Origin of the sequence: Saccharophagus sp. K07, from assembly GCF_014336955.1 — a bacterium.
Taxonomy (GTDB): domain Bacteria; phylum Pseudomonadota; class Gammaproteobacteria; order Pseudomonadales; family Cellvibrionaceae; genus UBA5868.
Genome location: NZ_QRAI01000005.1, coordinates 34,342 through 60,440, shown reverse-complemented (window position 1 = coordinate 60,440; position 26,099 = coordinate 34,342). Strand labels below are relative to the sequence as shown.

Below are 26,099 nucleotides of genomic sequence, written 5' to 3'. Positions count from 1 at the left end.
ATTGCCTTCGACGTTTAGCGGCCCCTAACAGAAATGTAGCGGCCGCCAACGGGAGTTTAGCGACCGCCAACAGGATAATTAGGCGCTTCTTTGGTGATGCTGACGTCATGCACGTGGCTTTCGCCCATACCGGCCGCAGTTACACGAACAAACTGCGGTTTGGTGCGCATGGTTTCGATATCGATCGAGCCGGTATAGCCCATCGCCGCACGCAAGCCACCCATCAACTGGTGAACTATGGCGGTCAGAGGACCCTTGTAAGGCACGCGACCTTCGATACCTTCGGGCACCAGTTTCTCCATACCTTGGCTGGAGTCCTGGAAGTAACGGTCGGAGGAGCCTTGGGTTTTGCTCATGGCACCCAGTGAACCCATGCCGCGGTAGGACTTGTAGGTACGGCCTTGGTAGAGCTCAACTTCGCCCGGTGCTTCTTCGGTACCGGCGAACATGGAACCCATCATCACCACATGCGCGCCGGCCACAATGGCTTTGGCGACGTCACCGGAAAAACGAATACCACCGTCAGCGATGATCGGCACATCCGTACCTTTCAAAGCCGCTGCGACATTGGCGATAGCGGAGATCTGCGGTACACCCACACCAGTCACGATACGCGTGGTGCAGATTGAGCCAGGACCGATACCCACTTTCACCGCATCTGCGCCCGCTTCGACCAGCGCCAAAGCAGCTTCGCCAGTGGCGATGTTGCCACCAATCACCTGTACGTGCGGGTAAAGGGTTTTGATCCGTTTGACGCGCTCGAGCACGTTGCGTGAGTGGCCGTGTGCCGTATCCACCACCAGAACGTCCACGCCAGCTGCGACCAGGGCTTCTACGCGGTCGTCGGTATCCGGGCTGGTACCTACAGAGGCGCCGACACGCAGACTGCCGTCAGCGTCCTTGGCGGCGTTGGGGAACATCTCGGACTTGTTTATATCTTTCACCGTGATCAAGCCTTTCAGCTCGAAACGGTCATTGACCACCAGAACCTTCTCGATGCGGTGCTTGTGCAGCAGCGAGCGGACTTCCGCAGCGCTGGCGCCTTCTCTGACGGTTACCAGCTTGTCTTTGGGAGTCATGATGCTGGCGACTTTGGCGTCCATATTGGATTCAAAGCGCACGTCACGCCCGGTGACTATCCCGATCAGATCGCCGTTACTTAAAACAGGAACGCCGGAAATCTTGTGCTGGCGAGTCAAGGCAATCAGCTGCTTAATGCTGGCGTCGGCATTGATGGTGATGGGGTCTTTGACCACACCGGCTTCAAACTTTTTGACCGCACGCACTTCGCTGGCTTGCTGCTCAATCGACATGCTTTTGTGAATGATTCCGATACCACCTTCCTGAGCCAATGCAATAGCCAGGCGAGACTCGGTGACCGTGTCCATCGCTGCTGACATCAAAGGGATATTCAGGGTGATACCGCGAGTGAGGGAAGTTTTGAGAGAGACGTCCTTTGCTGTGACCGTCGAATATCCGGGCACCAGCAAAACATCATCGAAAGTGAGTGCCTCTTGAGCAATTCTCAGCATTGGGTGTCCACCTCGGAGCTGGTAAGTGAAGCGAGATAAACCGGGCATTATAGGCATTATTACCCCATGGGTAAATCGCCAATTCAATCCCGTGTTTTGCTGCGCCGCCTTAAGACTGTTGGATTTCGTACATTCACCTTAGACCTGCGTCCTTACACTCAAGCTCATATTGACTGATCGCCATTAACCGAAAGACGCACCTGAGAAGGCAGTCACTGTGAGCGACACTGCGATTCCACTCCAAACCTTCGTGCCTCCCACCGCAGGCATCCATATCGCAAGCAACCGCAGCCAAAACAAAGCCAAGCCAACCACAGAAGAGTTTGCCGGTCGTTTACGCGAGCAATTTCAGCGGACGCGGAAACTGTCTGCTCGTCTGACGCAGAAACTCTCTCCGGAAGATCAGCAGCTCCAGTCCATGCCGGACGCCAGCCCAACCAAATGGCATCTGGCGCACACCACTTGGTTTTTCGATACCTTCATTCTGCTGCCACGCGACGCGTCAGTCGCCAAACCCGGTTATGAATATCTGTTCAACTCTTATTACAACCAAGTCGGCCCGCAATTCCGCCGCGCTCAGCGAGGAATCCTGTCACGTCCTTCCCTAGACGAAATTTGGGATTACCGATTTGCGCTGGAGGAAAAACTGATAACGCTATGGGACGCATTAACACCGGCAGAACTACAGCTGATTGAGTTGGGAATTCATCACGAGCAACAGCATCAGGAATTGATTGTTACAGATATTAAACACGCTCTTTCTTTTAATCCTTTGTATCCGAAACTGGTTGATTTCCCCGATAAATCCAGTTCGCAAAAACCGGAATTGCACTGGCGACATTTTGCGCCCGGCGAATCCTGGTTTGGCTGTGATGACGGTTTTCACTTCGATAATGAAGCGCCTTTGCACCGCGCCTATGTGCACGCATTTCGCTTGGCAAGTCGACCGGTGATTAATGCGGAATATTTGGAATTTATGGCAGACGGCGGTTATCACGATCCGCGCCATTGGCTCTCAGAAGGTTGGGCATGGGTGCAGGAAAATCACATAGAAGCGCCATTGTATTGGATTAATCAAGATGGCGAATGGTGGACTTATACCTTGGCCGGCCTTCGTCCTGTCGCCGCAGGCGAACCGGTTTGTCATATCAGTTATTTTGAGGCGTCCGCGTTTGCCAGCTGGGCAGGAAAACGCTTGCCAACGGAATATGAGTGGGAACTGGCAGCGCAATTTTCTGATACCCAAGGAAATTTTTTAGATCCAGAAATACTGCATCCGCACAGTGCCGAAAATTCCCAAGCCAACCGAATATTTGGCAATGTTTGGCAGTGGACGCAAAGTGCTTATCTCCCCTACCCCGGTTATGTCCCGCCCGCTGGTGCCGTCGGTGAATACAACGGCAAATTTATGGTAAATCAGTGGGTACTGCGCGGCGGTTCCTGCGCGACGCCTCCCGGTCATATCCGTCCAAGTTATCGCAACTTTTTTCCTGTCGGCACGCGCTGGCAATTCAGTGGTGTGAGGTTAGCCGATGATTTTATTTGAAACCCGCAATCGAATAACAAATCCTGTTGAAGAGATTTCCCCTTTTATGCGCGACGTTATCGAAGGTTTGCGCAAAACCCCAAAAGAATTACCCTGCAAATATTTTTACGACGAACGCGGCTCCATACTGTTTACCCAAATTTGCCAAATCGCCGAATATTACATTACCCGCACCGAAATCCGTCTGCTCGAACAAATATTGCCGGAAGTTGCCGATTTGATTGGCGAAAACGCGACGATTGTGGAATACGGTTCCGGCGAGGGGCGCAAAATACGCAATTTGCTGCACAGTCTGCCGAATCCCAAAGCCTATGTGCCTATCGATATCTCGGCAGAAATTCTGCTGGATTCCGCGCGCAAACTGCGCAAGGAATTTCCCACTCTTGCGCTCTATCCCCAGGTTGCCGATTATTCTTCACCAGTCTCTCTGCCAACTGCGGTTACGGAGCACGATTCTGGCAAACGCGTTGTGTTTTTCCCTGGTTCCACTCTAAGCAATTTTTCGCCTGCTGAGGCAAACGCATTTTTCTGCAATCTGCACAGCTTTTTACGCCCGTGTGACGGACTGTTATTAGGTGCTGATCTAATCAAATCCCCCAATCGTTTGCATCAAGCCTATAACGATTACGATGGTGTAACCGCGGAATTTAATCTGAATATTTTGCAGAGAATTAATCGCGAACTACGAGGAAATTTCAAACTTCACCAATTTGAACACTACGCTTTTTTCAATCCTGTTCTGTCCCGGATTGAGATGCATCTGATCAGTCTAATCGATCAAACCGTCAAAATCGGCCCGCATCATTTTTCATTTTCTCAGGGCGAAACCATTCATACGGAAAACTCCTATAAATTTTCCCTGGATTCCATCACACGCCTCGGACAAAACTGCGGTTTTTCTCACCTGCGCGCATGGACCGATGGAGAAAAGCTATTCAGCATTCACTATTTGCAAGCTGTTTAGGGATTTTTTGACAGGATTTATGAAGGGATATGCAGAAAACGACCAGGCTGCCGCCTGGTCGTTCACAAATTAGAACTGCTCTACATCAAGCGCAAGCAGATTGTTCACGCCAGAATGGATTGCCGCAACATGAGTCCGTGTGCGCGGCAAAAGGCGAGCAAAATAGAATTCAGCAGTTTTGATTTTTGCCTCATAGAAACTTGCTTCCGCAGTTCCCGCAGAAATGATTTCGCGCGCTTTAATAGCGGCAAATGCCCAGAAGTACGCCAAGGTGACATAGCCGGAATACATCAAATAATCCACCGCCGCACCACCGACTTCTTCAGCATTTTCCATGGCTTTCAAACCTATATTCATGGTGAGATCGCCCCATTCTTTATTGTGTTGCGCGAGGGTGTCGATGATGTTTTTGAATTCGGCATTTTCCGCATTGGCTTTGCAGAATTTGTGAATGATTTTGGTGAAGCGTCGCAGAGTTTCGCCTTGGGTCATCAGCACTTTGCGGCCGAGCAAATCCAGCGCCTGAACACCGGTGGTACCTTCGTACAACATGGCAATGCGCGCGTCGCGCACGTTCTGTTCCACGCCCCACTCGCGAATGTAGCCGTGGCCGCCAAAACATTGCATGGCTAGGTTGGCGCATTCAAAGCCGGTTTCTGTCATAAAGGCTTTGGCAATCGGTGTCAGCAGTGCCAACAAATCGCCCGCTTCTTTTTTGACTTCTTCGTCAGTGCTGTGATCTTCGATATCCAATTGCATAGCGACGAAATACGCCAGCATACGACCGCCTTCTGTCAGCGCTTTTTGCGTGAGCAGCATGCGGCGGACATCTGGATGAGAGATGATTGGATCTGCAGGACCAGAAGGATTTTTCGGCCCGGATAAAGCTCGTCCTTGCAGACGGTCTTTAGCGTAGGCAAGGGATTTTTGATAACCGAATTCCGCGTGGCAAAGCCCTTGAACCGCAGTTCCCAAACGCGCGCGGTTCATAAAGGTAAACATGGCGTGGAGGCCGCGGTTGGGCTGACCGATCAAAAAGCCTTTGGCGCCGTCAAAATTCAGCACGCAGGTAGCGTTACCGTGAATACCCATTTTGTGTTCCAGGGAACCGCAAAATACGTTGTTGCGTGTTCCATCCGGGAGAAATTTCGGAACTATAAACAGGGAAATTCCTTTGGTGCCTTCCGGTGCATCCGGCAGGCGCGCCAAAACTATATGCACGATATTTTCGGCAAGATCGTGTTCACCCGCGGAAATAAAAATCTTGGTACCGGTAATTGTGTAGCTGCCGTCAGCTTGAGGTTCTGCTTTTGTTTTCAGCATGCCCAAATCGGTGCCGCAGTGGGCTTCGGTCAAGCACATGGTACCGGTCCAAACGCCCTCCACCAATTTGGTGAGATAGGTCTGGCGCTGCTCGTCAGTACCGTGCAGAGCGATTGTGCGCATGGCGCCGTGGGACAGACCAGGGTACATGCCCCAGGCCCAGTTGGCAGTACCCACGCTTTCATTCATCAACGAACCGAGGGACTCCGGCAGGCCTTGGCCGCCGTATTCGGGGTCGTTGCACATGGAGGGCCAGCCAGCGGCAACAAACTGTTGGTAGGCTTCGCGAAAGCCGGTGGGGGTTTTCACTTCGTGGCCATTTAATTGGCACCCTTCCTGATCGCCAACGGCGCGTAACGGCGCCAATACGTTTTCACAAAATTTCGCCAGTTCCTCGATGATGGCGCTCACCACGTCAGCGCTCGTTTCCGACAGCGCTGGAAAGGATTTGCAATGCCCTTCGAAGTCGAATAAATCGAACAACACGAATTGCATGTCACGAACAGGAAGTTTGAAGTCCGCCATAATCGAATGTCCTCATAGTCAGTATTAAATAATTTCCTTGGCAGAGAATCTGCTTAGCTCGGGTGCTCCTGGCCATTTCAGTATAGTCATAGCGCTTTTAAGTCGTGCGCCAGATAGCTTCTTATACTTAAAGCTTATGTTGCGACTTGTAAAACTTAGGCTGCGACGCGTTCCGGTCATTCCCTGCCGTCTGTATTTCCCCATGAATCATCATCCGCCCCGCGCAACTGGCGCAATTTGCGCAGCAGCCATCCGGCAACAATCCCTAATGCAACTATGGCCAGCAGAAACACAATACAAATCACCAGAAACGCGATAGCCGTTTCCACTGGGAGATCCCAACCGTATATGGCCAGCGCAATAAACGCCCCACTCGCCACCAGATTCATCCAGATGCGAGCGCGATTGCGGATGCGGAATTTAATCAAAACAACCTCGCTAATGCGTAAGCAACGCCGTCTTCTTCGGCGGTCTTAGTAACAAATCGGGCCGCGGCTTTGACGTCATCCGGCGCGTTGCCCATGGCAACGCCAACGCCAGCCAGGCGAAGGAATGTCTCATCCGAGTGAGAATCGCCAAAACTTGCCACCTGCTCCGGCTGCACTTGGTAATGATCCAGCAACCAGGCGAACACCCGCTTCTTGCATGCGTCTTTGGCGATCACATTGACGAAGCGCCAATCCGCGCAGGCGGGAAAGGCAGCATAAGCAAAATTGAACTCCGGAAATTCTGCTTCGAGCATACCGAGCAAATCATGCTTCGCATCGCGGCGCAAGCCGAGCACCCATTTCAACATGGGCTTGTGGCGGACGACGTCATCCAGCGCACATTCCACCGGGCGGCGTCGCAAATGATGTGAGTGTATATCGCGGACCTCAGCGGCATATTGGGTTTCCAAATAGAAATCATCGTAGCCGTAAAGTTCGTAATAAATTTCCAGCTCGCGCAAACGGGACAGCAGCCGCAGACTAACTTCTACCGGGAGGGACGCACTGAACAAGGTGCGGTTTTCCAGCGGCGCATACACTTGTGCACCCGTGCAGAAAACCCCGGGAGAGGTCAAACCGAGTTCATCTATCAGAAATCTGGCGGCGAAGTGCGGGCGACCGGAGGCAATCGCCGTCTTCACCCCTAAAGCCTGTATGCGCGCGAATTCGCGTCGCAGTCGTTCGCTGTAATGGCCATCGTTATGCAAAAGCGTACCGTCAATATCAAAGAAGGCGACTTTGATATCGGACTCGAGGGCCAATGAATCAAGTTCGGTTAGATTCTGCGGCATACATCAAAAGATCCACCAGCGACGCTTTTGCAGGTCCTCTTCGCAATTCAACAGTTGTTGTTGATAGCGCGAGGCGCGTTGCTGGACTTTGGTGGCGACGCCTTTCAACCAGGGTTTGTTGCTATAGGTTTTGCGGTTAAAACCGCCGTGCCCTTCATGATAGGCCAGATACAGGTTGTAAACGTCGTGCGGGGGGATTTTGCTTATGGTCAGGCTCTGCCGGTTATACCAGCCGACAAAGTCTGCGGAATCACCAAAGTCGCGCCTATCAGCACCCCACCGGCCCGTTGATTTTTGATACCACTCCCAGGTGGCGTCTTTGGCCTGGGCGTAACCATAGGCATCGCTGATACGTGGACCGGGAATGATTTTCAAGAATTTACGCCGCGGCGGTTTGGCATTGCCGACAAAGCCGGACTCCTGGTGGATGATGGCCATAATGATGGGCACAGTCGTGTTCCAGCGCTGGGCGGCTTTGTTGGCTTGTTTGTACCAGCTGCGCTTTTCCTTGAAGATCGAGCAGATATTGTCCGCCTGTCGCGGTGGAGAGGTGACAATACAGCTGGATAACAATAAGCAGGACATCACACCGAATAGAGGCGTCCACCTCATGCAGGATGCTCCAGCAATTCCAGAAGACCCGCTTCATCGATCACCGGAATCCCCAGGGATTCGGCTTTGCTCAGCTTAGAACCCGCACCCGGCCCCGCTACCACACAATCGGTTTTGCTGGACACGCTACCCGCCACCTTGGCGCCCAACGCTTCAAGACGGGCTTTGGCTTCGTCACGGCTAAAGGCTTCGAGATTACCGGTCAGAACGTAGGTTTTGCCAGCCAAAGGCAAGGCTTCTGGCGCAACAACTTGCATATCCGGCCAGTGCACACCGCGCTCACGCAGTGACGCAATCACATGGAGATTACGCTCGTCACGGAAAAAGGTCGCTACCCGCTTGGCCACCACCGGGCCGACATCCTGCACTTCCTGCAGCTCGACTTCGTCTGCCGCCATCAGCTTTTCCAAAGTGCCGAAATGGCGCGCCAAGGTCGTTGCAGTGGCTTGGCCGACATCGCGGATACCGAGCGCAAAAAGAAACTTGGGCAAGGTGGTGGTTTTGCTACGCTCCAGGGCATTGATCAGATTTTGCGCGGACTTTTGTCCCATACGATCCAGCGCCGCCAATTGCTCTACGGTGAGCAGATAAAGATCTTCCGGGCCGTGCACCATGCCCTTCTCTACCAGCGCATCCACCAATTTATCGCCCAGCCCTTCAACATCCATGGCCTGGCGACTGGCGTAATGTTTGATGGCCTCTTTGCGCTGCGCTGGGCAGATCAAACCACCGGTACAGCGAACCGCCGCCTCGCCTTCCACCCTTGCCACGGGTGAACCACAAATCGGGCATTCGTTGGGGAAATGGATTTCTGCGGCGTCCGACGGGCGTTTGCTCAGCACTACGGAAACCACTTGCGGAATCACATCGCCCGCACGGCGCACTATCACGGTATCGCCGATTTTCACCCCCAAGCGGGCCACTTCATCGCTGTTATGGAGCGTGGCGTTGGATACTGTCACACCACCAACAAATACCGGCTCCAGCCGGGCTACCGGGGTGATGGTGCCAGTGCGGCCAACCTGGAATTCTACGGCGCGCAGAACGGTCATCTCTTCCTGCGCGGGGAATTTGAATGCCACCGCCCAGCGCGGTGCTTTGGCGACAAAGCCGAGCGTCTCTTGCAGCTCTATAGAATTGACCTTGTAGACAACACCATCGATGTCATAGGGCAAGGACGGACGCTTTTCGCCGAGGTTGCGGTGGAATTCGAGACATTCTTCAACACCCCGCGCAGCCCCCACATCCGAACTAATGGCAAAACCCCAGTCCTTGAGCTGATTGAGAATGGCGGTGTGGTATTTGGGCAGTTCGCCCCCCTCCACTTCACCTATGCCATAGGCGCAAAGTCTCAAGGGCCGCTTGGCGGTAATACGCGGGTCGAGCTGGCGCAGACTACCTGCCGCCGCATTGCGCGGGTTGATAAAAGTTTTGCTGCCGGAAGCCAATGCCTCCTGATTCATCTTCTCGAAGCCGTCCTTCGGCATATAGATCTCGCCGCGCACTTCCAGCAACTCTGGATGATTGTCGCCGAGCAAGCGCAATGGGACGGACTTGATAGTACGGACGTTGGCGGTAATGTCCTCACCTACTGTGCCATCCCCCCGGGTTGCCGCTCTTTCCAGCACCCCATTGCGATACAGCAGACTGATGGCAATGCCGTCGTACTTAGGCTCGCAGGAGTATTCAATCGGTTCCTGAGTACGCAGTCGCTCGCGCACGCGTTTATCAAAGGCGATGAATTCTTCCGCGTTCAGAGCGTTGTCCAGCGACAGCATGGGGCGCAGGTGCGTTATCTGCGTAAAGGCAGTGAGAGCTTCCCCGCCGACGCGCTGAGTAGGTGAATCCGGCGTAATCCATTCGGGATGGCGGCTCTCCAACTCCTGCAACTCGCGCATCAAGCGGTCGTATTCGGCATCCGGAACCTCTGGATCGTCGAGAACGTAATAGCGGTATGCGTGGTACAACAGCTCCTGGCGAAGCTGTTGCAAACGCTGAAAATCGGCTGAATTGGCTGGCATTGGGATCAGGATTTGGCGAGGCGGCGCTTGCGTTCGTATTCAATAACTCGTTGGCGACCGTGCTCTATGGTTTGTCGGGTCATGACACTGCGGTTTTCATCTTTCAGCTCACCGCCCAAGGCTTCTGCGATTGCGTAAGCTGTACTGGCCATCAGGTTGTAAGCGGCCAGACTGTCACTCGCAATCGGCAGGGACAAAAACATGCTGATACCAGGCGTGGTGAAATCATCCATCGCGGACAGGTCAAAAGTTCCGGGCACCACCATATTGGCGGCGCTGAACAGAATACGGCCGCGACCGTCTTCGGATTCATGGCGATGGAATATATCCATATCGCCGAATCTCATACCGTTGCTGACAAATGCTTCGAGCAGCGCGGGACCAGGGAACAACTCGCCGCGGCGCGCCATCACGTTGATGATCAGGACCTCATCGGGCTCTTTCGGTGCTTCCGGTTGTTGCTCACGCGGCTTTTCCGCAGGCTTTTTGCTTTCAACTTTGACGGGGTCAGGCTCGGGCTCAGATTGCGGTTCTTCGATCTCGGAATAGTCGTCCGCATGGTCCAAGCTCTGTTGCAAATCGTCGTCCTCGAGGTTGCTCAGATCGCCAATGGTCGGCTCGACTTCATTCAATTGAGGCGATTGCTCTTGCTGCGAATGCTCTGCAGAGTCTTCCACCGAATCCATCAACATAGGCACCGGGGTGTCGAGATTGAGGCTGACCTGCTCCGGAATACGATTCGCCGGCGCACCGCGGGTCCAGCGGGAGGCTGTGTGCAGTTGTTTGACGGTTTTGTTGACCGTGACGGCGTGGTCAGGATCGCGATAAGCCGCAACCCGGGCGCCGCCGGACGGAAATTCACTTCCCGCCGGATCTAAATCACTTGTGGTTTCGCTGTCCGCTTTGGCCACCGTGCGGTGCTTCATACGCAAGTGGTCGCGCCTGTGGTTACGCATACGGCGCATGCCATCCAGCAGTATGGCAAGAATCAGCAAAACGATTATGACCGTTATCCACTCTTCTTTCATAAGACCTTGTTCCTAGACCGCTGCCAGCTCTGCGGCTTCTTCGACATCGACTGTAACTATTCGGGAAACACCAGGCTCATGCATGGTGACACCCATCAATTGATGGGCCATTTCCATGGCGATTTTGTTGTGCGTAATGTAAATAAATTGCACTTGGCTGGACATCTCTTCCACCATGCGGGCATAACGGCCCACGTTGGCGTCGTCCAGCGGCGCATCCACTTCATCCAACATACAGAAAGGTGCGGGATTGAGGCGGAAGATCGAAAATACAAGGGCTATCGCCGTCAATGCTTTTTCACCACCTGACAACAGATGGATGGTGCTGTTTTTCTTGCCCGGCGGACGCGCCATGATGGCGATACCAGTGTCGAGCAAATCCTCGCCAGTCAGTTCCAGATAAGCGTGGCCACCACCGAATACTTTGGGGAACAGCTCCTGCAAACCGGAGTTGATCTGATCAAAGGTTTCTTTGAAGCGTGTGCGTGTCTCCCGGTCAATTTTACGGATCGCATTTTCCAGGGTTTCCAGCGCTTCCTGCAGATCCTGATTCTGCGCATCCAGATACTGTTTGCGCTCGGATTCAGTTTTATATTCGTCAATCGCTGCGAGGTTGATCGGCCCTAAGCGGCTGATTTTCGCTCCAATGGCATTGAGTTCTTCACTCAGAGCAGCTTCAGTGTCTTCATCAGTCAGAGATTCCAACACGGCGTCGAGTGCAAATTCTTCTTCAGCCAGTTGCTGCTGCAGACCTTGCGCCTGCACCTCCAAGGTCTGAGCCTCCAAACGCTCCCGTTCCAGGCGTCCGCGCACTTCTTGCAGACTGTGTTCAACTTGTTGTCGCTGCCTTTCCGCATCGCGCAACAGAGTTTCCACTTCTTCCAGATTGCGGCGAGCTTGCTGCAATTCTTCTTCAATCTGGATGCGCTGCTCGAGTTTGCTTTCCAGCTCCATCCGGTAGTTTTCCACCGGCTCCTGACTTTCGCGCAGACTTTCTTCCAATTTGGCACGCCGATCGGTCATGCGCTGCATTTGTTCGCGCAGACGCTGTATGCCCTGATTGACCGCTTGCAATTGCGTTTTGACCGATTGGAAACGCATCGCCAATTCGTGCGCGCGATCTTTATCGTGTCGCGCTTTTTGCCGCGCCTGATCCAACTGCATACGCAATTCATCGCGCTTCGACAGCAAACGCTCGCGCTCTTGCGTGTCGTGCTCCATCGACTCGATGGCTTCCTGCAATTGCGCACGCGCTTCCGCGAGATTTTCCGCTTCTACCTGCAGTTGCTCGCGTGCGTCAGCTATTTCCGCTGTGGCGCGGCGGCGACCTTCCAACACCTGCTCCACCTTAGCGATCATGGCGCTGAGCTTGCTGCGCATATCACTTTGTTTGCGCAACAACAGGTCTGATTCCGAGCGCAAAAGATCGCGATTTTTTTCGGTTTCGGCCAGACGGGCTTTGCACTCTTGCAGCTCGTCGGTGAGAGCAGAAATTCGCTCTTGTTGTTCTTCTATTTCCGCCGCCAACACTTCCAGCTGCTGTTTACGTTCGATAACACCAGCAGTGGCATCGCTCGCGCGGGTGACGCGCGCCCAATTGGGTCCCAGCCAAATGCCGTCGCGAGTGACGATGGATTCGCCCGCTTGCAAATTTTTGCGGCGCTCAAATGCTTCACCCAGAGATTCAGCGCGATAAATTCCGGCGAGCAGATTTTCGATTTCGGGCGCACCCGACACTACTTCTATCAACGACTGAGGCGATTTTTCCGCAGCTGCTGATGCAGCGCCGTCGATCAGCGTGAGCACGCCTTTTTCCAGCTGTGCTGCTTGCTCGGCAATACGTTCAAATTCACCGGTCACACAAACCGCTTGCAGGTCCTGCCCTAAAACAGTTTCAACCGCTTTTTCCCAACCGCTGACAACCGTAATGGCATCCGCAACACGCTTGGCATTTTCCAGACCGGTATTGCGCAACCAGTTTTTCGTCTCGGAACTGCCCTGCTCCAGCGCTGCCTGTTGCAGAGCTTCCAATGAAGCCTGACGCCCGCGCGCCAACTGATGACGGCTTCGCCATTCATCCAGTTCCGCCGCCAGCTCACGTTCGCGCTCGCGCAGCTGTTGCACACTGTCCGCTGCTTCCAGAGACTTTTGCTGTTTGCTTTCGAGTTCCAATTCCAATTCGGCCAAGGCTTGTTCGTGCTCGACGATCTGGTCTTCCACATCGCCAATAACCAACCCCTGCTTTTCGTCTTCAAGCTTGCGTATACGCTCCAACAGGCGCTGTTGGACTTGCTCCAGATACTGAATGCGAGACTGCTGAACTTCGGCTTGCTGGCGAGGTTGCGCGGCGCGCTGGTTGAAGGTGTCCCAATCCTGCTGCCAGGATTGCATGGCATCTTCTGCGGTTTGCAGCGTTTCCGAAGACATTTCTTCGGCTTCGCTCAGCAGTGACAATTCAGGCTCGATTTCTGCTAATTCAGCCTGCCAGCCTTCCATTTTTTGGAGATCTTGCGCCAAGTGCTCTTCGGCCTCGGTGCAGTCGCGCACGGTCTGTTCGAGATCGGTTTTGAGCTGGCGTTCGCGCTCGTTGATGTGCTGGATGGTTTGTTCGATACGCGCAATATCGGCACCGACCGCATAAAAACGGCCTTGCACGTCGTTAAACTTATCGCTCAATTCCAAATGGCGGGTGCGTTGAATTTCGATGGTCGAGTCCTGGTGGACCTGCTGTGTCACCACCGACTCAACTTTTAATTCGAGATCGCGAATGATTTCGCGCTTCTGATCCGCCTCACCGCGCAGAGTGCGGTAGCGGACGGCTTGCAGGCGCGCTTTTAATTCGCGCTCGCCTTGTTTCAGTTCTTTATATTTTTCCGCAGCCTGCGCCTGGCGCTCCAAACGCACGATCTGCCGCTCCAATTCTTCGCGGATATCCGTCAGGCGCTCCAGGTTTTCCTTGGTGCGCTGCATACGGTTTTCCGTGTCGCGACGGCGCTCCTTGTATTTGGAGATGCCCGCAGCCTCTTCGACGTAAGTCCGCAGGTCTTCAGGTTTTGCTTCGATCAAGCGGGAAATCATCCCTTGCTCGATGATGGCGTAACTGCGGGGACCGAGACCTGTGCCGAGGAAAATATCGGTGATGTCACGCCGACGGCATTTGTTGCCGTTCAGGTAATAAACATTCTGGCCATCGCGGGTGACTTTGCGCTTGACGGAGATTTCCGCGTAACGGGCGTATTCGCCGGTCACTTTGCCGTCGCTGTTATCAAAGACGAGTTCGATGGACGCCTGACCAACCGGTTTGCGCGTGTTGGAGCCGTTGAAGATAACGTCAGTCATGGCCTCGCCGCGCAGGTTTTTGGCCGAAGACTCCCCCATCACCCAGCGCACCGCATCGATGATGTTGGACTTGCCGCACCCGTTAGGACCGACGACTGCACATAAATTACTTGGGAAGTTGACTGTGGTGGGATCCACAAAAGATTTAAATCCAGCCAACTTAATGCTTTTTAACCGCATGCTCTATTCGCTTATTTTTTGTGGGGCCGGATGAACGATCCAGACTGACAGAAAAGCGGATAGCATAGTGCATATCCGCCGGTCCGACCTACCATCAAGAATAATTCCGCGATTCTGGCGGAGACGAATGGACTAGGGCAACTGTTCAGAGATCACGATATGTTGCACGCCGTCCAAGGCGTCCAATTTAATGGGTCCGATACTGCCCTGCCAATCTCCCGATTGCGCCGTCGGACTACCGGTTTTGGAAATCCGCGCGACCAACTCCAATTCGGGAAAACTTTTTATCGTCATTCCTGGTGCCATCGCCATTCCTTCGTCGAGTGTCAAAGTGACCGGCAATTGAGAGGCTGATAATTTTTGGATGGCCAGAGGCATTTTCGGTCCTTGCCAGGCACGGGCGTAGACGAAAAGAGTTTCGCCGCCGCTGATCTGCACCGACTCACCCAGGCTGACGCTGAGTTCAATTTTGGCAGATGAGGACGCGCCCGCCGGTTTTTCATCGGAAATCGTTTCCCCGGCTGCTGCCAAAGCCTGTTCTGCACTGGCGATACCATTCAAATATCCCTGCGCGGCACGGGAATTCGGGTCCATATATTGGACCGCGGTTTTCCAGTAGCGAATCGCCGAGCGGTAATCGCCCTGATTTTTTGCATCGATACCGGCAAGACCGAGCATTTCCGGCATCATGGGCGCAAGCTTCAGCGCTTTATGGGTGTATTCGCGCACTTCTGGCGTGACTGTATTGCCTGCGCGGTAAAACATCGCCTGGGCCAAGTTGGCAATAATGCGCGGGGAATCCGGAAATTTATCGAGGATTTTGCGGTAAGCGTGAACGGCTTGGTCGTAATCCTGCAGCGTCATGGCCGACTGAGCCAGCAAATTCAGCAATTGCAGGTTATCCGGTGTCTGGTTCAAACGCGCCTGCACCATCACGGCCAATTCGCGCAGGCGTTTATCGTATTCTTCGCGGGATTCAGATTTGGGGATGGCTTCCAGCGCCTGATAAATGTCCCAGTCTTTTTTCTGCCCCCATTGGCTGTACAACACGAGAGCCAATACCGGCGCCAATACAGCTGCAGCCACCAATAATTTTTTACCGCCGGAGCGCCAGTTGTCGGCAGTCTCCCCTGCGCCTTCGGTCACCAGGGTCTTTTGCAATTCCAGTTTCAATTCATCGAACTGGGTTTGATCTATTTCGCCGCGTGCAAAGGATTGTTCCAAATCGGCTAGATGTTCGCGGTAAAGTTCGATTTGAGTTTCATCGCGACCGCTGCCTTGCACTTTGGATTTGCGGGAGAAAGGAGCTTTAAGCAATGGCCAAATAACGAACAAAATGGCCGCGATGCTGAACACTACAATTATTTGCCAAAACGCCATGAGTGAAATACACCGTCAATTTTTGGATTTTTTTGAGCCATTTTTTTCGCTTGCAAGAATGGCGGCTAATTGTTTTTGTTCTTCTTCGCTCAACTCCGCCCTGGCGTTTACCAAGTTGCGGCGACGCGCCACAATCCAGCCAACGGTACCGAGCCCAATCAACAGAAAAACAATCGGTGCACCCCAGAGCGCGATGGTGTTGCCTTGGAGGCGGGGGCGATAAAGCACAAAATCACCGTAACGAGACACCATAAAGTCGATGATTTCTTCATCGCTTTTTCCCTCGATCACCATTTTGTGCAGTTCTCGACGTAAATCCTCTGCGATTTCCGAATTGGTCCCTGCCAAGTTGTTGTTTTTGCACTTGGGGCAGCGCAGCTCTTCCAGAAATTTCTGATAGCGCCGGCGATCGTCTTCATCCGTAAACTCGTATACGTCGATCGCCGCCATCACCTGATAAGGCGCCATCAGGATGATCCAGAGAATCAACAGAAACTTAGGCACTTTGAGAACTCTCCCGGCGATTTATGGACAAGCGGGGGATTATAACAGCGTGCCAAACGAGTAAATCAACGGAAATTATTTTGCGCGTCCTATTGACGCCAAAGGCAATTTCATTAGAATACGCCGCTCCCTCGGGTGGTTAGCTCAGTTGGGAGAGCGACGGCCTTACAAGCCGTAGGTCACAGGTTCGATCCCTGTACCACCCACCATTGCAGGGAAGTTGCAGTAAATAGTTAGTCATTCGCGGACCGGTAGTTCAGTCGGTTAGAATGCCGGCCTGTCACGCCGGAGGTCGCGGGTTCGAGCCCCGTCCGGTCCGCCATCATTCAGTAAAAAGCCCCGCTTTGCGGGGCTTTTTCATTTCTAGGCTACGCCAATAATCCCTCTACAATCCCACTACTCGGCTAACGGCGTGGCTTTTCGGTAGACCAACTCTTTTTTCGGGTCCCAGTAATTCCGCATAAATTGCCGCATCCGTGGCTGGATTTCCGTGCGGAACCGAGTACCGCTGAAAACACCGTAATGCCCTACCCCGGGTTGGATATAGTCCACCTTCATCTCGCTCGGAATACCGGTGCAAAGCCTATGGGCTGCCTGGGTTTGGCCTATGCCGGAGATATCGTCTTTTTCGCCCTCCACCGTCATAAGGGCAACCTTGGTAATCGCTTCGGGTTTCACCCGCTGACCATGATGGAAAAACTCTCCGCGCGCCAGTTTGAATTCCTGGAATACATCGCGAATGGTCTGCAGATAGAACTCTTCCGTCAGATCCATGACGGCGAGATATTCGTCGTAAAACTCCCGGTGCTTATGCACACTGTCGCAATCGCCCTGCACCAGATGCTCGAAATACTCTTTGTGGGCCAGAAAGTGGCGGTCGCGGTTCATGCTGATAAAACCGCCGAGCTGAAGAAATCCTGGATAGACGCGCCGCATAAAACCTTTGTTGGGCCAGGGGACTGAGTAGATGACGTTGTCCTTGAACCAACCGTATGAACGCTCCAGCGCGAGCTTATTGGGGACTGTCGGCGATTCGCGCGGATCTATGGGAGAGCCCATATAGGTCATAGTGGCGGGCAAAGCTGGATCGTCCACTTCAGCCATCAAGGATATAGCCGCCAGTACAGGCGGACCGGGCTGGCAGATACCCACCACATGAGCCTGGGGACCCACGATCTGGATCATTTCGATGATGTAATCGATATAGTCGTTCAAATCGAAGCGTCCTTTGGCAAGCGGCACTTCGCGGGCGTCCGCCCAGCAGGTCACGAACACTTCATGCTCCGGCAAAAAAGCTTCGACTGTACGCCGTAACAAGGTGGCATAGTGACCGGACAGAGGCGCGACCAGCAATACACGCGGATCCCTGACCGAACCTGAGCGGGCGTGCTTCAGCTCCTCCGCATCGCGGCGGAAGTGCATCAATTCGCAAAAGGGCTTTTGCCACACCACCTCGGGCATAACCGTGACCGGATAACCATTGACCAATGTCTTGGGAAGATTCCACGCAGGTTTGCTGTAGCGGCGCGTGAGGGATTCGAAGAGATCGCAGGCCGCTACAATCGAGCGACCTGTCCAGGTATAGGCGACAGGGTTATAGGGTGATCGATACAACCGTTTTTGGTAGTCCGCTATCTGACGCAGCGGCGCAACGGCGGCATGGCTTAGCTCATAAGCGTGGTAAAGCATAGGGATCTCTTAAGGCACTCACGTGCGCCACGTTAATGCACCATGTACACGCTCAAATTGTGTACACGTCTTAATTGATCATAGCATAACCATGCTGCAGTGCAGCTAAGTTCCCCACATATCCGTTAATTAGTCGTTTGGGCACCAATTAGGGTAATTGGCGATCCGCCAGCCAACGCTTGGTCAGATTATCGTAGGCATCTATGCGGCGATCGCGCAGATAGGGCCAAATTCGGCGGACATTTTCCGATCTTTCCAGATCGATCTCCGCACAGAAGGCGCCTTCGCTTTCGGAATCCGCCATCAGCAGAAACTCCCCCTGAGGCCCGGCAATAAAACTGGTTCCCCAGAATTCGATGCCCTCCCCTGAGCCGCTGGGTGACAACTCGAAACCCGTGCGGTTGGCAACCAGCACAGGAACGCCGTTGGCAATTGCGTGAGCGCGCTGGATGGTGACCCAGGCATCGCGCTGGCGATTCTGCTCTTCGGTGTCGTCTTCCGGATTCCAGCCGATTGCCGTTGGGTAAATCAGCATGTCGGCACCTGCCAGAGCCATCAAACGAGCTGCTTCCGGATACCACTGATCCCAGCACACCAACACACCTAACTTACCGACGCGGGTTTGCACCGGCTGAAAGCCTTTCAGGAAACCTTCGGCGTCGCCGGGCGTGAAATAGAATTTTTCGTAAAAGCCCGGATCGTCCGGGATGTGCATCTTGCGGAACACCCCTACCCGGCCCTTATCGCCATCGATCACCTGCGCGGTGTTGTGGTAGAGGCCGGTCGCACGTTTTTCGAATTGCGACAGCACCAGAACTATGTCGTGGGCTTCTGCGATGTCAGCGCAACGCTGGTAGGTGTAGCCGTCGAGCGGCTCGGCCAGGTCGAAATAGTTGGTGTCTTCCACCTGACAGAAATATTGCGTGGCGTGAAGCTCCTGCAGCACCACCAACTCCGCCCCTTGCTCCACGGCTTCTTTAATCAAAGCCTCGGTACGATCAAGGTTTTGCTCTTTGTCATTACTGTCGACGGCCTGCTGAATAACTGCGGCGGTAATGGATTGGCTCATAAGTGACACCTGGCAAAGTTAAGTTAGGCTAAACGGGCGATTTGCATGGTGGCGCAGTGCAGACTGCCATGCTGTTCCAGCAGTGCCTCACAGCGTACCGGAACGATTTTGTGGCGGGGAAAAGCTTCGGAGAGAACCTTCACCGCCGCCGAGTCTTCCGTAAGACCATAAATTGGCGCGAATACACAATCATTGGCGATTAAAAAATTCGCATAGGTGCAAGGAAGGTCGCGACCGTCGATCAAGCTTTGATAACCGGGGCTGGGCAAGGCAAAAGTGCGCCAGCCGTGTTGCGCCGCCAATTGCTGTACTTGCGTGTGCAAATTCTCCAGGATGGCAGCATCTATGTGCGACGGATTCGGTCCAGCGTAGACCACAGTGTCGGCAGAGGCGAAGCGCACTATGGTATCTATGTGACCATCGGTATCATCTCCGGTCAGACAGATATCTTCCACCCAGGCAAACTTGTTAACGCCGAGCGTTTCGCGGAAAAACTGCTCGATGGCGTTTTTATCCCAACCGGGATTGCGGTGCTCGTCGATGATGCAGTTGGCGTTCAACAGCAGAGTTTCGCCATTGGTTTCCAACCCGCCACCTTCGCACACAAAATCGAATTTTTGCACGGGAGAACCGAGCCAATCGGCAAGCGCTACAGGTACCGCATTGTCATTGTGCGCGGAATATTTGCCGCCCCAACCATTGAAGGTATAGGAAATGTAGCCTTTGGCGATGGACAGAGGGCCGTAATCGCGCACCCAGGTGTCATCGTAAAGCGTCTCGCGGATGCGAACGCGCTCTGGTTGCGCAATTTTCTGGCGCACTTCTTCTTCAAATGCAGCTCGATCAAGCGACGGATGGAGCAATAACCACACTTCAATTTCGGCGCTCAGCGCGGAGAGAATTCCCCAATAACAGTCGACAATGGCGGAATAGTTGACTTGCCAGTCACCGTGCGGATAGGGCCAAACCAAAACAACGGACTTGACGGGAGCCCACTCGGGCAGAAACCGACCTGAATTAGACATGACTTGCACCTGGAAAAGCTTGGCACCGGCCAAGGTTTAAAAAAGCCGGCAGTATACTGGTGAAACAGATGGATGCCCACGGGCAAAGGCATCGCAGGCATAGAACATTAAGAAATGGTTTTAGCGCTTGAAAATCAATTCGCGATCGAGTTCCTGCAAGCGGTCTTCAATCTCCACCACTGGAGGCTCACCCAAGCGCAAGGTTCCCGCTTTGTAGTGGATGATATTGAGCGGATATAAATTCATTTTCACTGCGCCATCTGCAGCAAAATCAATGGCAAATGCCGGAGTGCCATCGCGAGCAACGATTGGTTCGCGCAGCGCAAAACGAAAGCGGCTTTCGGTAGTCGAGCGCGGAGTCGCGCATTCCGCAGAGGGAAATTCATCCACGGAAAATTTAAAGTGGGTGAAATTGACAGTTAGATTGATGCGCTGATAGCCGTATCGAGGTCCCGCCTCCACCGGATGACAGTCAGATCGCCAGCGACCTTGGATTTTCTGCAGCACATCCAACTGCGTGCCCGGACCTGTCAGCACCTGTGCGTATACAGGTGCTGACAGCAGTATCAATAGCCAACCAAAAATCCAGCGTTTCACAGCGGGGATTACTCGCCAAAAAAGATAGGCGCCATGGTGGACGTCCAAATTTCTTCGGTAACCACGCCAACCAGCTTGTAACGAATAATGCCTTCGGCATCGACAATAAATGTCTCAGGAGCACCATAGACGCCTAAGGCCATAATCAGCGTGCCCTCCTCGTCGACGATATTCGCCTGATACGGATTGCCTGTATCGCGCAGCAGTTTGCGGGCCTTTTCCGATTCATCCTTGTAATTGACGCCGTAAATCGGAATTCCCATCTCTGCTAATTTGAGCAAATAAGGGTGCTCATATTTACAAGACGGGCACCAGGTGGCCCAAACGTTCAACAGATAAGGTTTGCCTTTCATGGTAGCCGGGGTGATCACCTTTTCCGGATTATCCAGATCCGGCAATGCAAATTCCGGCACAGGTTTATCGATCAACACCGACGGCAATTCATTGGGATCGAGACTCAGACCGATATAAAGCAAACCGGCCATCACCGCAAAAACGGCGAATGGAATAAATAATTTAAAACGTTTCATTGCGCCTTTTTATTCCTCGAAAAATCCATCAGGTAGCGACAACTGCAGCTTTTTCCACACCGCGCTCTGCTGTGCGCTTCGCACGATAGCGCTTATCGAACACTGTCAAACCACCACCCAAAGCCATCAGGATCGCGCCGAGCCAGATCCAACGCACCAGTGGGAAGTGGTGAATGCGCATCGACCAGGCGCGGTTGTCGAGTCGATCGCCCAAGGCAACGAACAAATCGCGCAAGAAGCCCGCTTCAATACCAGCTTCCGTCATCACGTTGCCGCGGTCAGACAGGTAGTGGCGTTTCTCGGGCATCAATGTGGTCACGAGTTTACCGTCGCGATAGACATTGACCTCGCCAACCTGGGCTTCGTAGTTCGGACCGCGTTTGGGGAACACATCGACCAATTCGAATTCATAGCCTCCGATAGTCTGACGCTCACCGAATACCATGCGCACGTCTTTGTGATCTGCCTCTATGGTATTGACTGCGGCCCCTATCAGAGCCATCGCAAAACCTACGTGAGCAAGCTGCATTCCCCAATAGCTCACGCTCAGTTTGGGCAAGCCTGCCCACATGGGACGACTATTGCGCAGTTTGCGGAGCAGATCGCTCAAGGAGGCCAAAATCACCCAACTGCCCAGGAAAACCGCAGCCACCGTACCCCAGTGGTACTCGTTGGCGAGCAACGGGAATAACAATCCCAAAATGACGGCTGCGAGCACAGGAACACCCAGCCAAACGGTCAAAGTTTCCATACGAGTCTTTTTCCAATTAAGCGCGACTCCAATACCCAGAAATATCGCCACCAGCGACATCAGCGGAACAAAGATCAAATTGAAGAACGGCGGTCCTACAGACAGTTTCACTCCCCAAAGAGCGTCTACCAGCAGAGGATAAAGAGTGCCAAACAGAACGCCTGCAGCGGCAACCGCAAACAGCACATTGTTGACCAGCAAAAAACTTTCGCGGGAAAAGAGACCGAATCCCTGCACACTGCGAATTTCCGGAATACGCAGCGCGTAGAGCAGCAAAGATCCGCCGACGGCAACACCCAGGAACGCCAGAATAAAAAGACCGCGGGTCGGGTCTGTGGCAAATGCGTGCACCGATGTGAGAACACCGGAACGGACGATAAAGGTACCGAGCAAACTCAACGAAAACGCCAGAATCGCTAAAAGAATCGTCCAGCTTTTAAAAACTCCGCGCTTCTCGGTGACGGCCAGGGAGTGAACCAATGCGGTACCGACCAACCAGGGCATAAAGGACGCATTTTCCACCGGATCCCAGAACCACCAGCCGCCCCAGCCCAGTTCGTAGTACGCCCACCAGCTGCCGAGCATGATGCCAAGTGTCTGGAAAACCCACGCCATATTGGTCCAAGGACGCGACCAACGCGCCCAAGCGCTATCCAACCGACCGCCGATAAGAGCCGCAATCGCAAAGGCAAAACATACGGAAAAGCCCACATATCCCATATACAGGGTCGGCGGGTGGATGATCATGCCGATGTCCTGCAACAGCGGGTTGAGGTCATTACCCTCTTTTACCGGATTGGGCAGCAGGCGATCGAAAGGGTTGGAGGTGAACAGAATGAAAGCAATAAAACCGACGGCGACAAAGCCCATGACCGACAACACCCGCGCTACAACCTGAAGCGGCAATTCGCGCGAAAACAAGGCGACAGAGACAGTCCAGCCGGTCAAAACCAAGGCCCACAAAAGTACCGAGCCTTCGTGTCCACCCCAAACCGCGGTCACTTTATAGTAGGTTGGCAAAAGGGTATTGGAATGGCTGGCGACGTATTTGACGGTGAAATCGTCCTGTAGAAACGCATAGACCAGGACAAGAAACGAAATCGCCGTAAAAACAAACAGACCTACCGCAAGAGGTCGGGCAGAGTTCATCCAAAGAACTCGCCCCGTAAAAGTACCAAGCAACGGAACTATGAAGAGCACTATGGAAAGAACAAACGCAATGATGAGCGCCAGATGGCCATACTCAGGAACCATAATTCATACCCTTACATGCTTCGTTGTGGCGCTCAACCGGTGACATGGAAGATGCCACCTCGGGTGGGACGTAATTTTCGTCGTGTTTGGCCAATACCTGGGTGGCGACCAGAACTCGCTCGTCATTGAGCTTGCCGGTGATGACAGCCGCCTCACCTTCGCCAAAGATATCCGGCAGCAAGCCGTCGTAAACAACTTTGACTCGCTCAATACCATCGGTAATGACAAATTCAGTGTGCAGACGATCGCTGGCGGAAACTATGGTGCCCGGCACAACACACCCGCCAGCGCGAATGGATTTATGCAGCGGGGCTTCACCGGAGACGATTTTCGACACAGGATAGAAAAAGTCGGCGTAGTGACGCATCGCGTACACGCTCAAACCAATGATCGTCGAACTGGCGACAACTAACGCAAGCACCAACAGGAGCCGCTGTTTTCTGACTGGATGCATTTTTAGCACTTACCTCTCATTGAAACCTTAAGCTCCCTCGCTGGAGCCCGACGCTTGCTCGCTAACTGCTTGTGACACGTTACGGCGGGCTAAATTCTTCTGTTGTTTAATAAATCTTTGACGCTGAAAACGAGGTTCCAACGCCAGGAATGCCAATCCAATAAATACCACCAGATAACAACCCCAGACGAAGGGCCCATGGCCATTCATCCAAAGAAACGACGAAAAATCCGCGAATTGAAATTTCATGGTCTAGCCTCGCGCCACCAAGTCTTTTACCCAGGTTGTTTTCTGCTCGCGCTTCAAAATCTCCACACGCGTACGCATCAGCAATACCCAGGTATAGAAAATGTAAAACGCCAGGATCATCAACAGCAGCGGATAGGCCATGCTGGGGTCGATGCTGGATTTACCGGTGAGTTTCAAAGAGGCGGGTTGGTGCAAGGTGTACCACCAGTCCACCGACTTATAGATGATCGGGATATTCACCATACCAACCAAGGCCAACACAGCGCAGATTTTGTCCGCTGTATCCTGATTCTGATACGCCTCCTGCAACGCCACTATGCCGAGGTACAAGAGGAACAGCACCACCATCGACGTAATGCGCCCATCCCACACCCACCAGGTGCCCCAAGTTGGTTTGCCCCAGACCGCGCCGGTAAACAGCGCTAAAAACGTCAGGATCGCGCCTATGGGAGCAGCGGCCTTCATCACCATAAAGGAAAGCTTCATCCGCCAGATCAAACCTATGGCTCCAGCAATGGCCATCACGTAATAGCCCGCCATCGACAATACAGCCGTGGGTACATGGATATAAATGATGCGCGCGCTATTGCCCTGCTTGGCTTCCGACGGACCAAAGGCCAGCCCCCAAGTGGAACCGATCAGAATCAAGGCGATGGAAATAAAACCAAGCCAGGGCAACCACGGCCCTGTCTTTTCGTAAAACCATTTCGGGGACCCCAAGCGGTGAAACCATTGCCAAGCCACGTTATTAACCTTCTCTTATTGGAATCTGTTCAGCACGCCATCACGCGCGCACACTAATTTTCAAGGCACCGGCGATAGCGAGAGGCGCAAACATACACCAGCCAACCAGCATGGCGCACAGTATCGCCAGCTCCGCCCCTACCGGAAAACCTTCGATGGCATTCTTGACCGCGCCGCTGCCGAAGATCAAAACCGGCACGTAAAACGGCATGATGATCAAAGACAGCAGCAACCCACCTTTGCGCAACCCCACGGTCAGAGCCGCACCTATAGCACCAATCAGACTCAAGCTGCCGGTGCCCACCAGCAGCGACAACACCAGCACACCGTAGCCATCACCGGGCATCTGCAACATCACACCCAGCACCGGGGCCAGCAATGTTAAAGGCACCCCGGTCAACAACCAATGGGCAAAAACCTTGGTCAATACCAACAGTCCCAAAGGCTGGGGGCTGAGCACCATCTGCTCCAGCGACCCATCGTCATAGTCACTGCGAAACAATCCATCGAGGGATAACAAGGTGGCCAGCAGAGCGATCACCCACAACATCCCGGGTGCGATCTTAGTCAGCATACGCGGATCTTCACTAATACCAAGCGGTGTGAAGACAACGACCATAAGGAAAAAGATCAGCGGGTTTGCCAAATCGCCCTTGTGTCGGTACGACAACACCAGTTCCCGACGCAACCCGGCAACAAATGCCCGGCGCAGGCTAAAGGTCTCAACCGTCATTGCTCGCCCTCTACCAATTCATCGCTCGCCAAGCTGGCGCCGGCAAAAGGCTGCAATTCGATCAAACGCACCCCATCGATTGCCAGAGGCTGGTGCGTGGTTAGTATCACTAAGCCCCCATTAGAGACGTGCCGTTGCAGCAAAGTTTCGAGATGCTTCACGCCAAAACGGTCAATTGCTGTGAACGGCTCGTCAAGAATCCAAACTGGTTCCTGGGTAACGTACAAACGGGCCAATGCCACCCGCCGCATCTGACCGGCGGACATCTGATAACAAAAGGTATCTTCATACCCTGCCAGACCGACCTGAGCGAGCGCGGAGTGAATATCTCCCGGGAACGACAAACCCTGCACACCAAAAAACCAGCGCAAATTTTCTGCCGCCGTCAGCGACTTTTTCACTCCGGGCTGGTGACCGAGATAAAGCAGCTCACTGCGCATGGAAAAGTTGGGCGTGCGCAGGGATTCTCCTCGCCAGCGCATCTCCCCGCTCCATTCGTCAAACAATCCGCACATAGCGCGCAAAAAGGTGGTTTTGCCGGCGCCGTTCGGCCCGGAGATTTGCACGATCTCGCCGCCGCTGAGTGAAAACGTCAAAGGATGGAATAGAGGATGACCGTCCCGCAGGCACGTGAATTGGTGGAATTCTAAACTCGGCACGCAAGCTTCCGGTCAATTGATGGATTAAGGGCCCTTGGGCAACGCAGCGGATTATGCCACCGCCAGGTCAGTTTAGCTCAGCGCAACAGGTTGTTCTTTCCATCCTGGCGCA

Annotated in this window: 23 protein-coding genes and 2 tRNA genes; 4 read left to right on the top strand and 21 right to left on the bottom strand. The window is 53.5% G+C overall.

Annotated elements, in window-relative coordinates; all coding sequences use genetic code 11:
- Nucleotides 1-56: 56 nt before the first annotated feature.
- A complete protein-coding gene (guaB, locus tag DWB84_RS14830; RefSeq protein WP_187410598.1) occupies nucleotides 57-1,532 on the bottom strand; it encodes an IMP dehydrogenase in 1,476 nt (491 codons plus the stop codon).
- A 217-nt stretch (nucleotides 1,533-1,749) separates the two neighbouring features.
- On the opposite strand from guaB, the gene egtB reads away from it, so the two are divergent.
- Together egtB and egtD are read left to right on the top strand one after the other, a co-directional pair.
- Nucleotides 1,750-3,078: an ergothioneine biosynthesis protein EgtB gene (egtB, locus tag DWB84_RS14825; protein WP_370589728.1), complete on the top strand. Its 1,329-nt coding sequence runs from the start codon at nucleotides 1,750-1,752 to the stop codon at nucleotides 3,076-3,078.
- The gene (gene egtD, locus DWB84_RS14820; RefSeq protein WP_187410597.1) at nucleotides 3,065-4,042 is read left to right on the top strand and encodes an L-histidine N(alpha)-methyltransferase; all 978 of its coding nucleotides are present in this window, start codon (nucleotides 3,065-3,067) and stop codon (nucleotides 4,040-4,042) included. The genes egtB and egtD overlap by 14 nt, the downstream gene beginning before the upstream one ends.
- A 69-nt stretch (nucleotides 4,043-4,111) precedes the next feature.
- Here the strand turns inward: egtD and DWB84_RS14815 are convergent, their stop codons facing one another.
- The 9 genes from DWB84_RS14815 to DWB84_RS14775 form a co-directional block, all read right to left on the bottom strand.
- Nucleotides 4,112-5,890, bottom strand: coding sequence for an acyl-CoA dehydrogenase C-terminal domain-containing protein (locus tag DWB84_RS14815; RefSeq protein ID WP_187410596.1), 1,779 nt, complete (start codon nucleotides 5,888-5,890; stop codon nucleotides 4,112-4,114).
- A 176-nt stretch (nucleotides 5,891-6,066) separates the two neighbouring features.
- On the bottom strand, nucleotides 6,067-6,318 hold the full coding sequence (locus DWB84_RS14810) for a hypothetical protein (protein ID WP_187410595.1): 252 nt from the start codon (nucleotides 6,316-6,318) through the stop codon (nucleotides 6,067-6,069).
- Nucleotides 6,315-7,169: an HAD-IIB family hydrolase gene (locus DWB84_RS14805; RefSeq protein WP_187410594.1), complete on the bottom strand. Its 855-nt coding sequence runs from the start codon at nucleotides 7,167-7,169 to the stop codon at nucleotides 6,315-6,317. The genes DWB84_RS14810 and DWB84_RS14805 overlap by 4 nt, the downstream gene beginning before the upstream one ends.
- Nucleotides 7,170-7,172: 3 nt before the next feature.
- Nucleotides 7,173-7,781, bottom strand: coding sequence for a transglycosylase SLT domain-containing protein (locus DWB84_RS14800; RefSeq protein WP_187410593.1), 609 nt, complete (start codon nucleotides 7,779-7,781; stop codon nucleotides 7,173-7,175).
- Nucleotides 7,778-9,802 carry an NAD-dependent DNA ligase LigA gene (ligA, locus tag DWB84_RS14795; protein WP_187410592.1) on the bottom strand — a complete coding sequence of 675 codons (2,025 nt, stop codon included), beginning with the start codon at nucleotides 9,800-9,802 and terminating at the stop codon, nucleotides 7,778-7,780. The genes DWB84_RS14800 and ligA overlap by 4 nt, the downstream gene beginning before the upstream one ends.
- Before the next feature lie 5 nt (nucleotides 9,803-9,807).
- Nucleotides 9,808-10,830 (bottom strand): cell division protein ZipA, encoded by a 1,023-nt coding sequence (gene zipA, locus DWB84_RS14790; RefSeq protein ID WP_187410591.1) that lies wholly within the window; start codon nucleotides 10,828-10,830, stop codon nucleotides 9,808-9,810.
- A gap of 12 nt (nucleotides 10,831-10,842) precedes the next feature.
- Entirely contained in the window at nucleotides 10,843-14,349 is a 3,507-nt protein-coding gene (gene smc, locus DWB84_RS14785; RefSeq protein WP_187410590.1) for a chromosome segregation protein SMC, read from the bottom strand.
- 132 nt (nucleotides 14,350-14,481) lie between these two features.
- Nucleotides 14,482-15,729, bottom strand: coding sequence for a c-type cytochrome biogenesis protein CcmI (gene ccmI / locus DWB84_RS14780; protein ID WP_187410589.1), 1,248 nt, complete (start codon nucleotides 15,727-15,729; stop codon nucleotides 14,482-14,484).
- Nucleotides 15,730-15,744: 15 nt separating this feature from the next.
- On the bottom strand, nucleotides 15,745-16,233 hold the full coding sequence (locus tag DWB84_RS14775; protein WP_370589727.1) for a cytochrome c-type biogenesis protein CcmH: 489 nt from the start codon (nucleotides 16,231-16,233) through the stop codon (nucleotides 15,745-15,747).
- A 133-nt stretch (nucleotides 16,234-16,366) separates the two neighbouring features.
- Between DWB84_RS14775 and DWB84_RS14770 the strand changes: the two genes are divergently transcribed.
- A tRNA-Val gene (locus DWB84_RS14770) sits at nucleotides 16,367-16,442 on the top strand.
- A gap of 36 nt (nucleotides 16,443-16,478) precedes the next feature.
- A tRNA-Asp gene (locus DWB84_RS14765) sits at nucleotides 16,479-16,555 on the top strand.
- A gap of 74 nt (nucleotides 16,556-16,629) precedes the next feature.
- On the opposite strand, the gene DWB84_RS14760 is transcribed toward DWB84_RS14765, so the two are convergent.
- The 11 genes from DWB84_RS14760 to ccmA form a co-directional block, all read right to left on the bottom strand.
- Complete coding sequence (locus DWB84_RS14760) at nucleotides 16,630-17,922, bottom strand: polyhydroxyalkanoate depolymerase (RefSeq protein WP_187410588.1); 1,293 nt, start codon at nucleotides 17,920-17,922, stop codon at nucleotides 16,630-16,632.
- A 148-nt stretch (nucleotides 17,923-18,070) separates the two neighbouring features.
- The gene (locus tag DWB84_RS14755; protein ID WP_222868205.1) at nucleotides 18,071-18,991 is read right to left on the bottom strand and encodes a carbon-nitrogen hydrolase; all 921 of its coding nucleotides are present in this window, start codon (nucleotides 18,989-18,991) and stop codon (nucleotides 18,071-18,073) included.
- Between the two features lie 23 nt (nucleotides 18,992-19,014).
- Nucleotides 19,015-20,016: an agmatine deiminase family protein gene (locus DWB84_RS14750; protein ID WP_187410587.1), complete on the bottom strand. Its 1,002-nt coding sequence runs from the start codon at nucleotides 20,014-20,016 to the stop codon at nucleotides 19,015-19,017.
- Nucleotides 20,017-20,136: 120 nt separating this feature from the next.
- A complete protein-coding gene (locus DWB84_RS14745; protein WP_187410586.1) occupies nucleotides 20,137-20,613 on the bottom strand; it encodes a hypothetical protein in 477 nt (158 codons plus the stop codon).
- An 8-nt stretch (nucleotides 20,614-20,621) separates the two neighbouring features.
- A complete protein-coding gene (locus DWB84_RS14740; RefSeq protein WP_187410585.1) occupies nucleotides 20,622-21,143 on the bottom strand; it encodes a DsbE family thiol:disulfide interchange protein in 522 nt (173 codons plus the stop codon).
- A 28-nt stretch (nucleotides 21,144-21,171) separates the two neighbouring features.
- Complete coding sequence (locus DWB84_RS14735; RefSeq protein WP_187410584.1) at nucleotides 21,172-23,148, bottom strand: heme lyase CcmF/NrfE family subunit; 1,977 nt, start codon at nucleotides 23,146-23,148, stop codon at nucleotides 21,172-21,174.
- Nucleotides 23,138-23,602, bottom strand: a complete 465-nt coding sequence (locus DWB84_RS14730; RefSeq protein ID WP_187410583.1) for a cytochrome c maturation protein CcmE — start codon at nucleotides 23,600-23,602, stop codon at nucleotides 23,138-23,140. Before DWB84_RS14730 ends, DWB84_RS14735 begins: the two co-directional genes overlap by 11 nt.
- A 27-nt stretch (nucleotides 23,603-23,629) precedes the next feature.
- Entirely contained in the window at nucleotides 23,630-23,851 is a 222-nt protein-coding gene (ccmD, locus tag DWB84_RS14725; protein WP_187410582.1) for a heme exporter protein CcmD, read from the bottom strand.
- A gap of 3 nt (nucleotides 23,852-23,854) precedes the next feature.
- Complete coding sequence (locus tag DWB84_RS14720) at nucleotides 23,855-24,595, bottom strand: heme ABC transporter permease (RefSeq protein WP_187410581.1); 741 nt, start codon at nucleotides 24,593-24,595, stop codon at nucleotides 23,855-23,857.
- 40 nt (nucleotides 24,596-24,635) lie between these two features.
- Nucleotides 24,636-25,328 carry a heme exporter protein CcmB gene (gene ccmB, locus DWB84_RS14715; RefSeq protein ID WP_187410580.1) on the bottom strand — a complete coding sequence of 231 codons (693 nt, stop codon included), beginning with the start codon at nucleotides 25,326-25,328 and terminating at the stop codon, nucleotides 24,636-24,638.
- The gene (gene ccmA / locus DWB84_RS14710) at nucleotides 25,325-25,987 is read right to left on the bottom strand and encodes a cytochrome c biogenesis heme-transporting ATPase CcmA (RefSeq protein ID WP_187410579.1); all 663 of its coding nucleotides are present in this window, start codon (nucleotides 25,985-25,987) and stop codon (nucleotides 25,325-25,327) included. Before ccmA ends, ccmB begins: the two co-directional genes overlap by 4 nt.
- Nucleotides 25,988-26,099: the final 112 nt, after the last annotated feature.

Excerpts from the sequence above, each read along its gene's own strand:
- guaB (WP_187410598.1), bottom strand. The coding sequence starts at position 1,532 with ATGCTGAGAATTGCTCAAGAGGCACTCACTTTCGATGATGTTTTGCTG.
- egtD (WP_187410597.1), top strand. The coding sequence starts at position 3,065 with ATGATTTTATTTGAAACCCGCAATCGAATAACAAATCCTGTTGAAGAG.
- DWB84_RS14815 (WP_187410596.1), bottom strand. The coding sequence starts at position 5,890 with ATGGCGGACTTCAAACTTCCTGTTCGTGACATGCAATTCGTGTTGTTC.
- DWB84_RS14805 (WP_187410594.1), bottom strand. The coding sequence starts at position 7,169 with ATGCCGCAGAATCTAACCGAACTTGATTCATTGGCCCTCGAGTCCGAT.
- DWB84_RS14800 (WP_187410593.1), bottom strand. The coding sequence starts at position 7,781 with ATGAGGTGGACGCCTCTATTCGGTGTGATGTCCTGCTTATTGTTATCC.
- ligA (WP_187410592.1), bottom strand. The coding sequence starts at position 9,802 with ATGCCAGCCAATTCAGCCGATTTTCAGCGTTTGCAACAGCTTCGCCAG.
- zipA (WP_187410591.1), bottom strand. The coding sequence starts at position 10,830 with ATGAAAGAAGAGTGGATAACGGTCATAATCGTTTTGCTGATTCTTGCC.
- smc (WP_187410590.1), bottom strand. The coding sequence starts at position 14,349 with ATGCGGTTAAAAAGCATTAAGTTGGCTGGATTTAAATCTTTTGTGGAT.
- ccmI (WP_187410589.1), bottom strand. The coding sequence starts at position 15,729 with ATGGCGTTTTGGCAAATAATTGTAGTGTTCAGCATCGCGGCCATTTTG.
- DWB84_RS14760 (WP_187410588.1), bottom strand. The coding sequence starts at position 17,922 with ATGCTTTACCACGCTTATGAGCTAAGCCATGCCGCCGTTGCGCCGCTG.
- DWB84_RS14755 (WP_222868205.1), bottom strand. The coding sequence starts at position 18,991 with ATGAGCCAATCCATTACCGCCGCAGTTATTCAGCAGGCCGTCGACAGT.
- DWB84_RS14750 (WP_187410587.1), bottom strand. The coding sequence starts at position 20,016 with ATGTCTAATTCAGGTCGGTTTCTGCCCGAGTGGGCTCCCGTCAAGTCC.
- DWB84_RS14740 (WP_187410585.1), bottom strand. The coding sequence starts at position 21,143 with ATGAAACGTTTTAAATTATTTATTCCATTCGCCGTTTTTGCGGTGATG.
- DWB84_RS14735 (WP_187410584.1), bottom strand. The coding sequence starts at position 23,148 with ATGGTTCCTGAGTATGGCCATCTGGCGCTCATCATTGCGTTTGTTCTT.
- DWB84_RS14730 (WP_187410583.1), bottom strand. The coding sequence starts at position 23,602 with ATGCATCCAGTCAGAAAACAGCGGCTCCTGTTGGTGCTTGCGTTAGTT.
- ccmD (WP_187410582.1), bottom strand. The coding sequence starts at position 23,851 with ATGAAATTTCAATTCGCGGATTTTTCGTCGTTTCTTTGGATGAATGGC.
- ccmB (WP_187410580.1), bottom strand. The coding sequence starts at position 25,328 with ATGACGGTTGAGACCTTTAGCCTGCGCCGGGCATTTGTTGCCGGGTTG.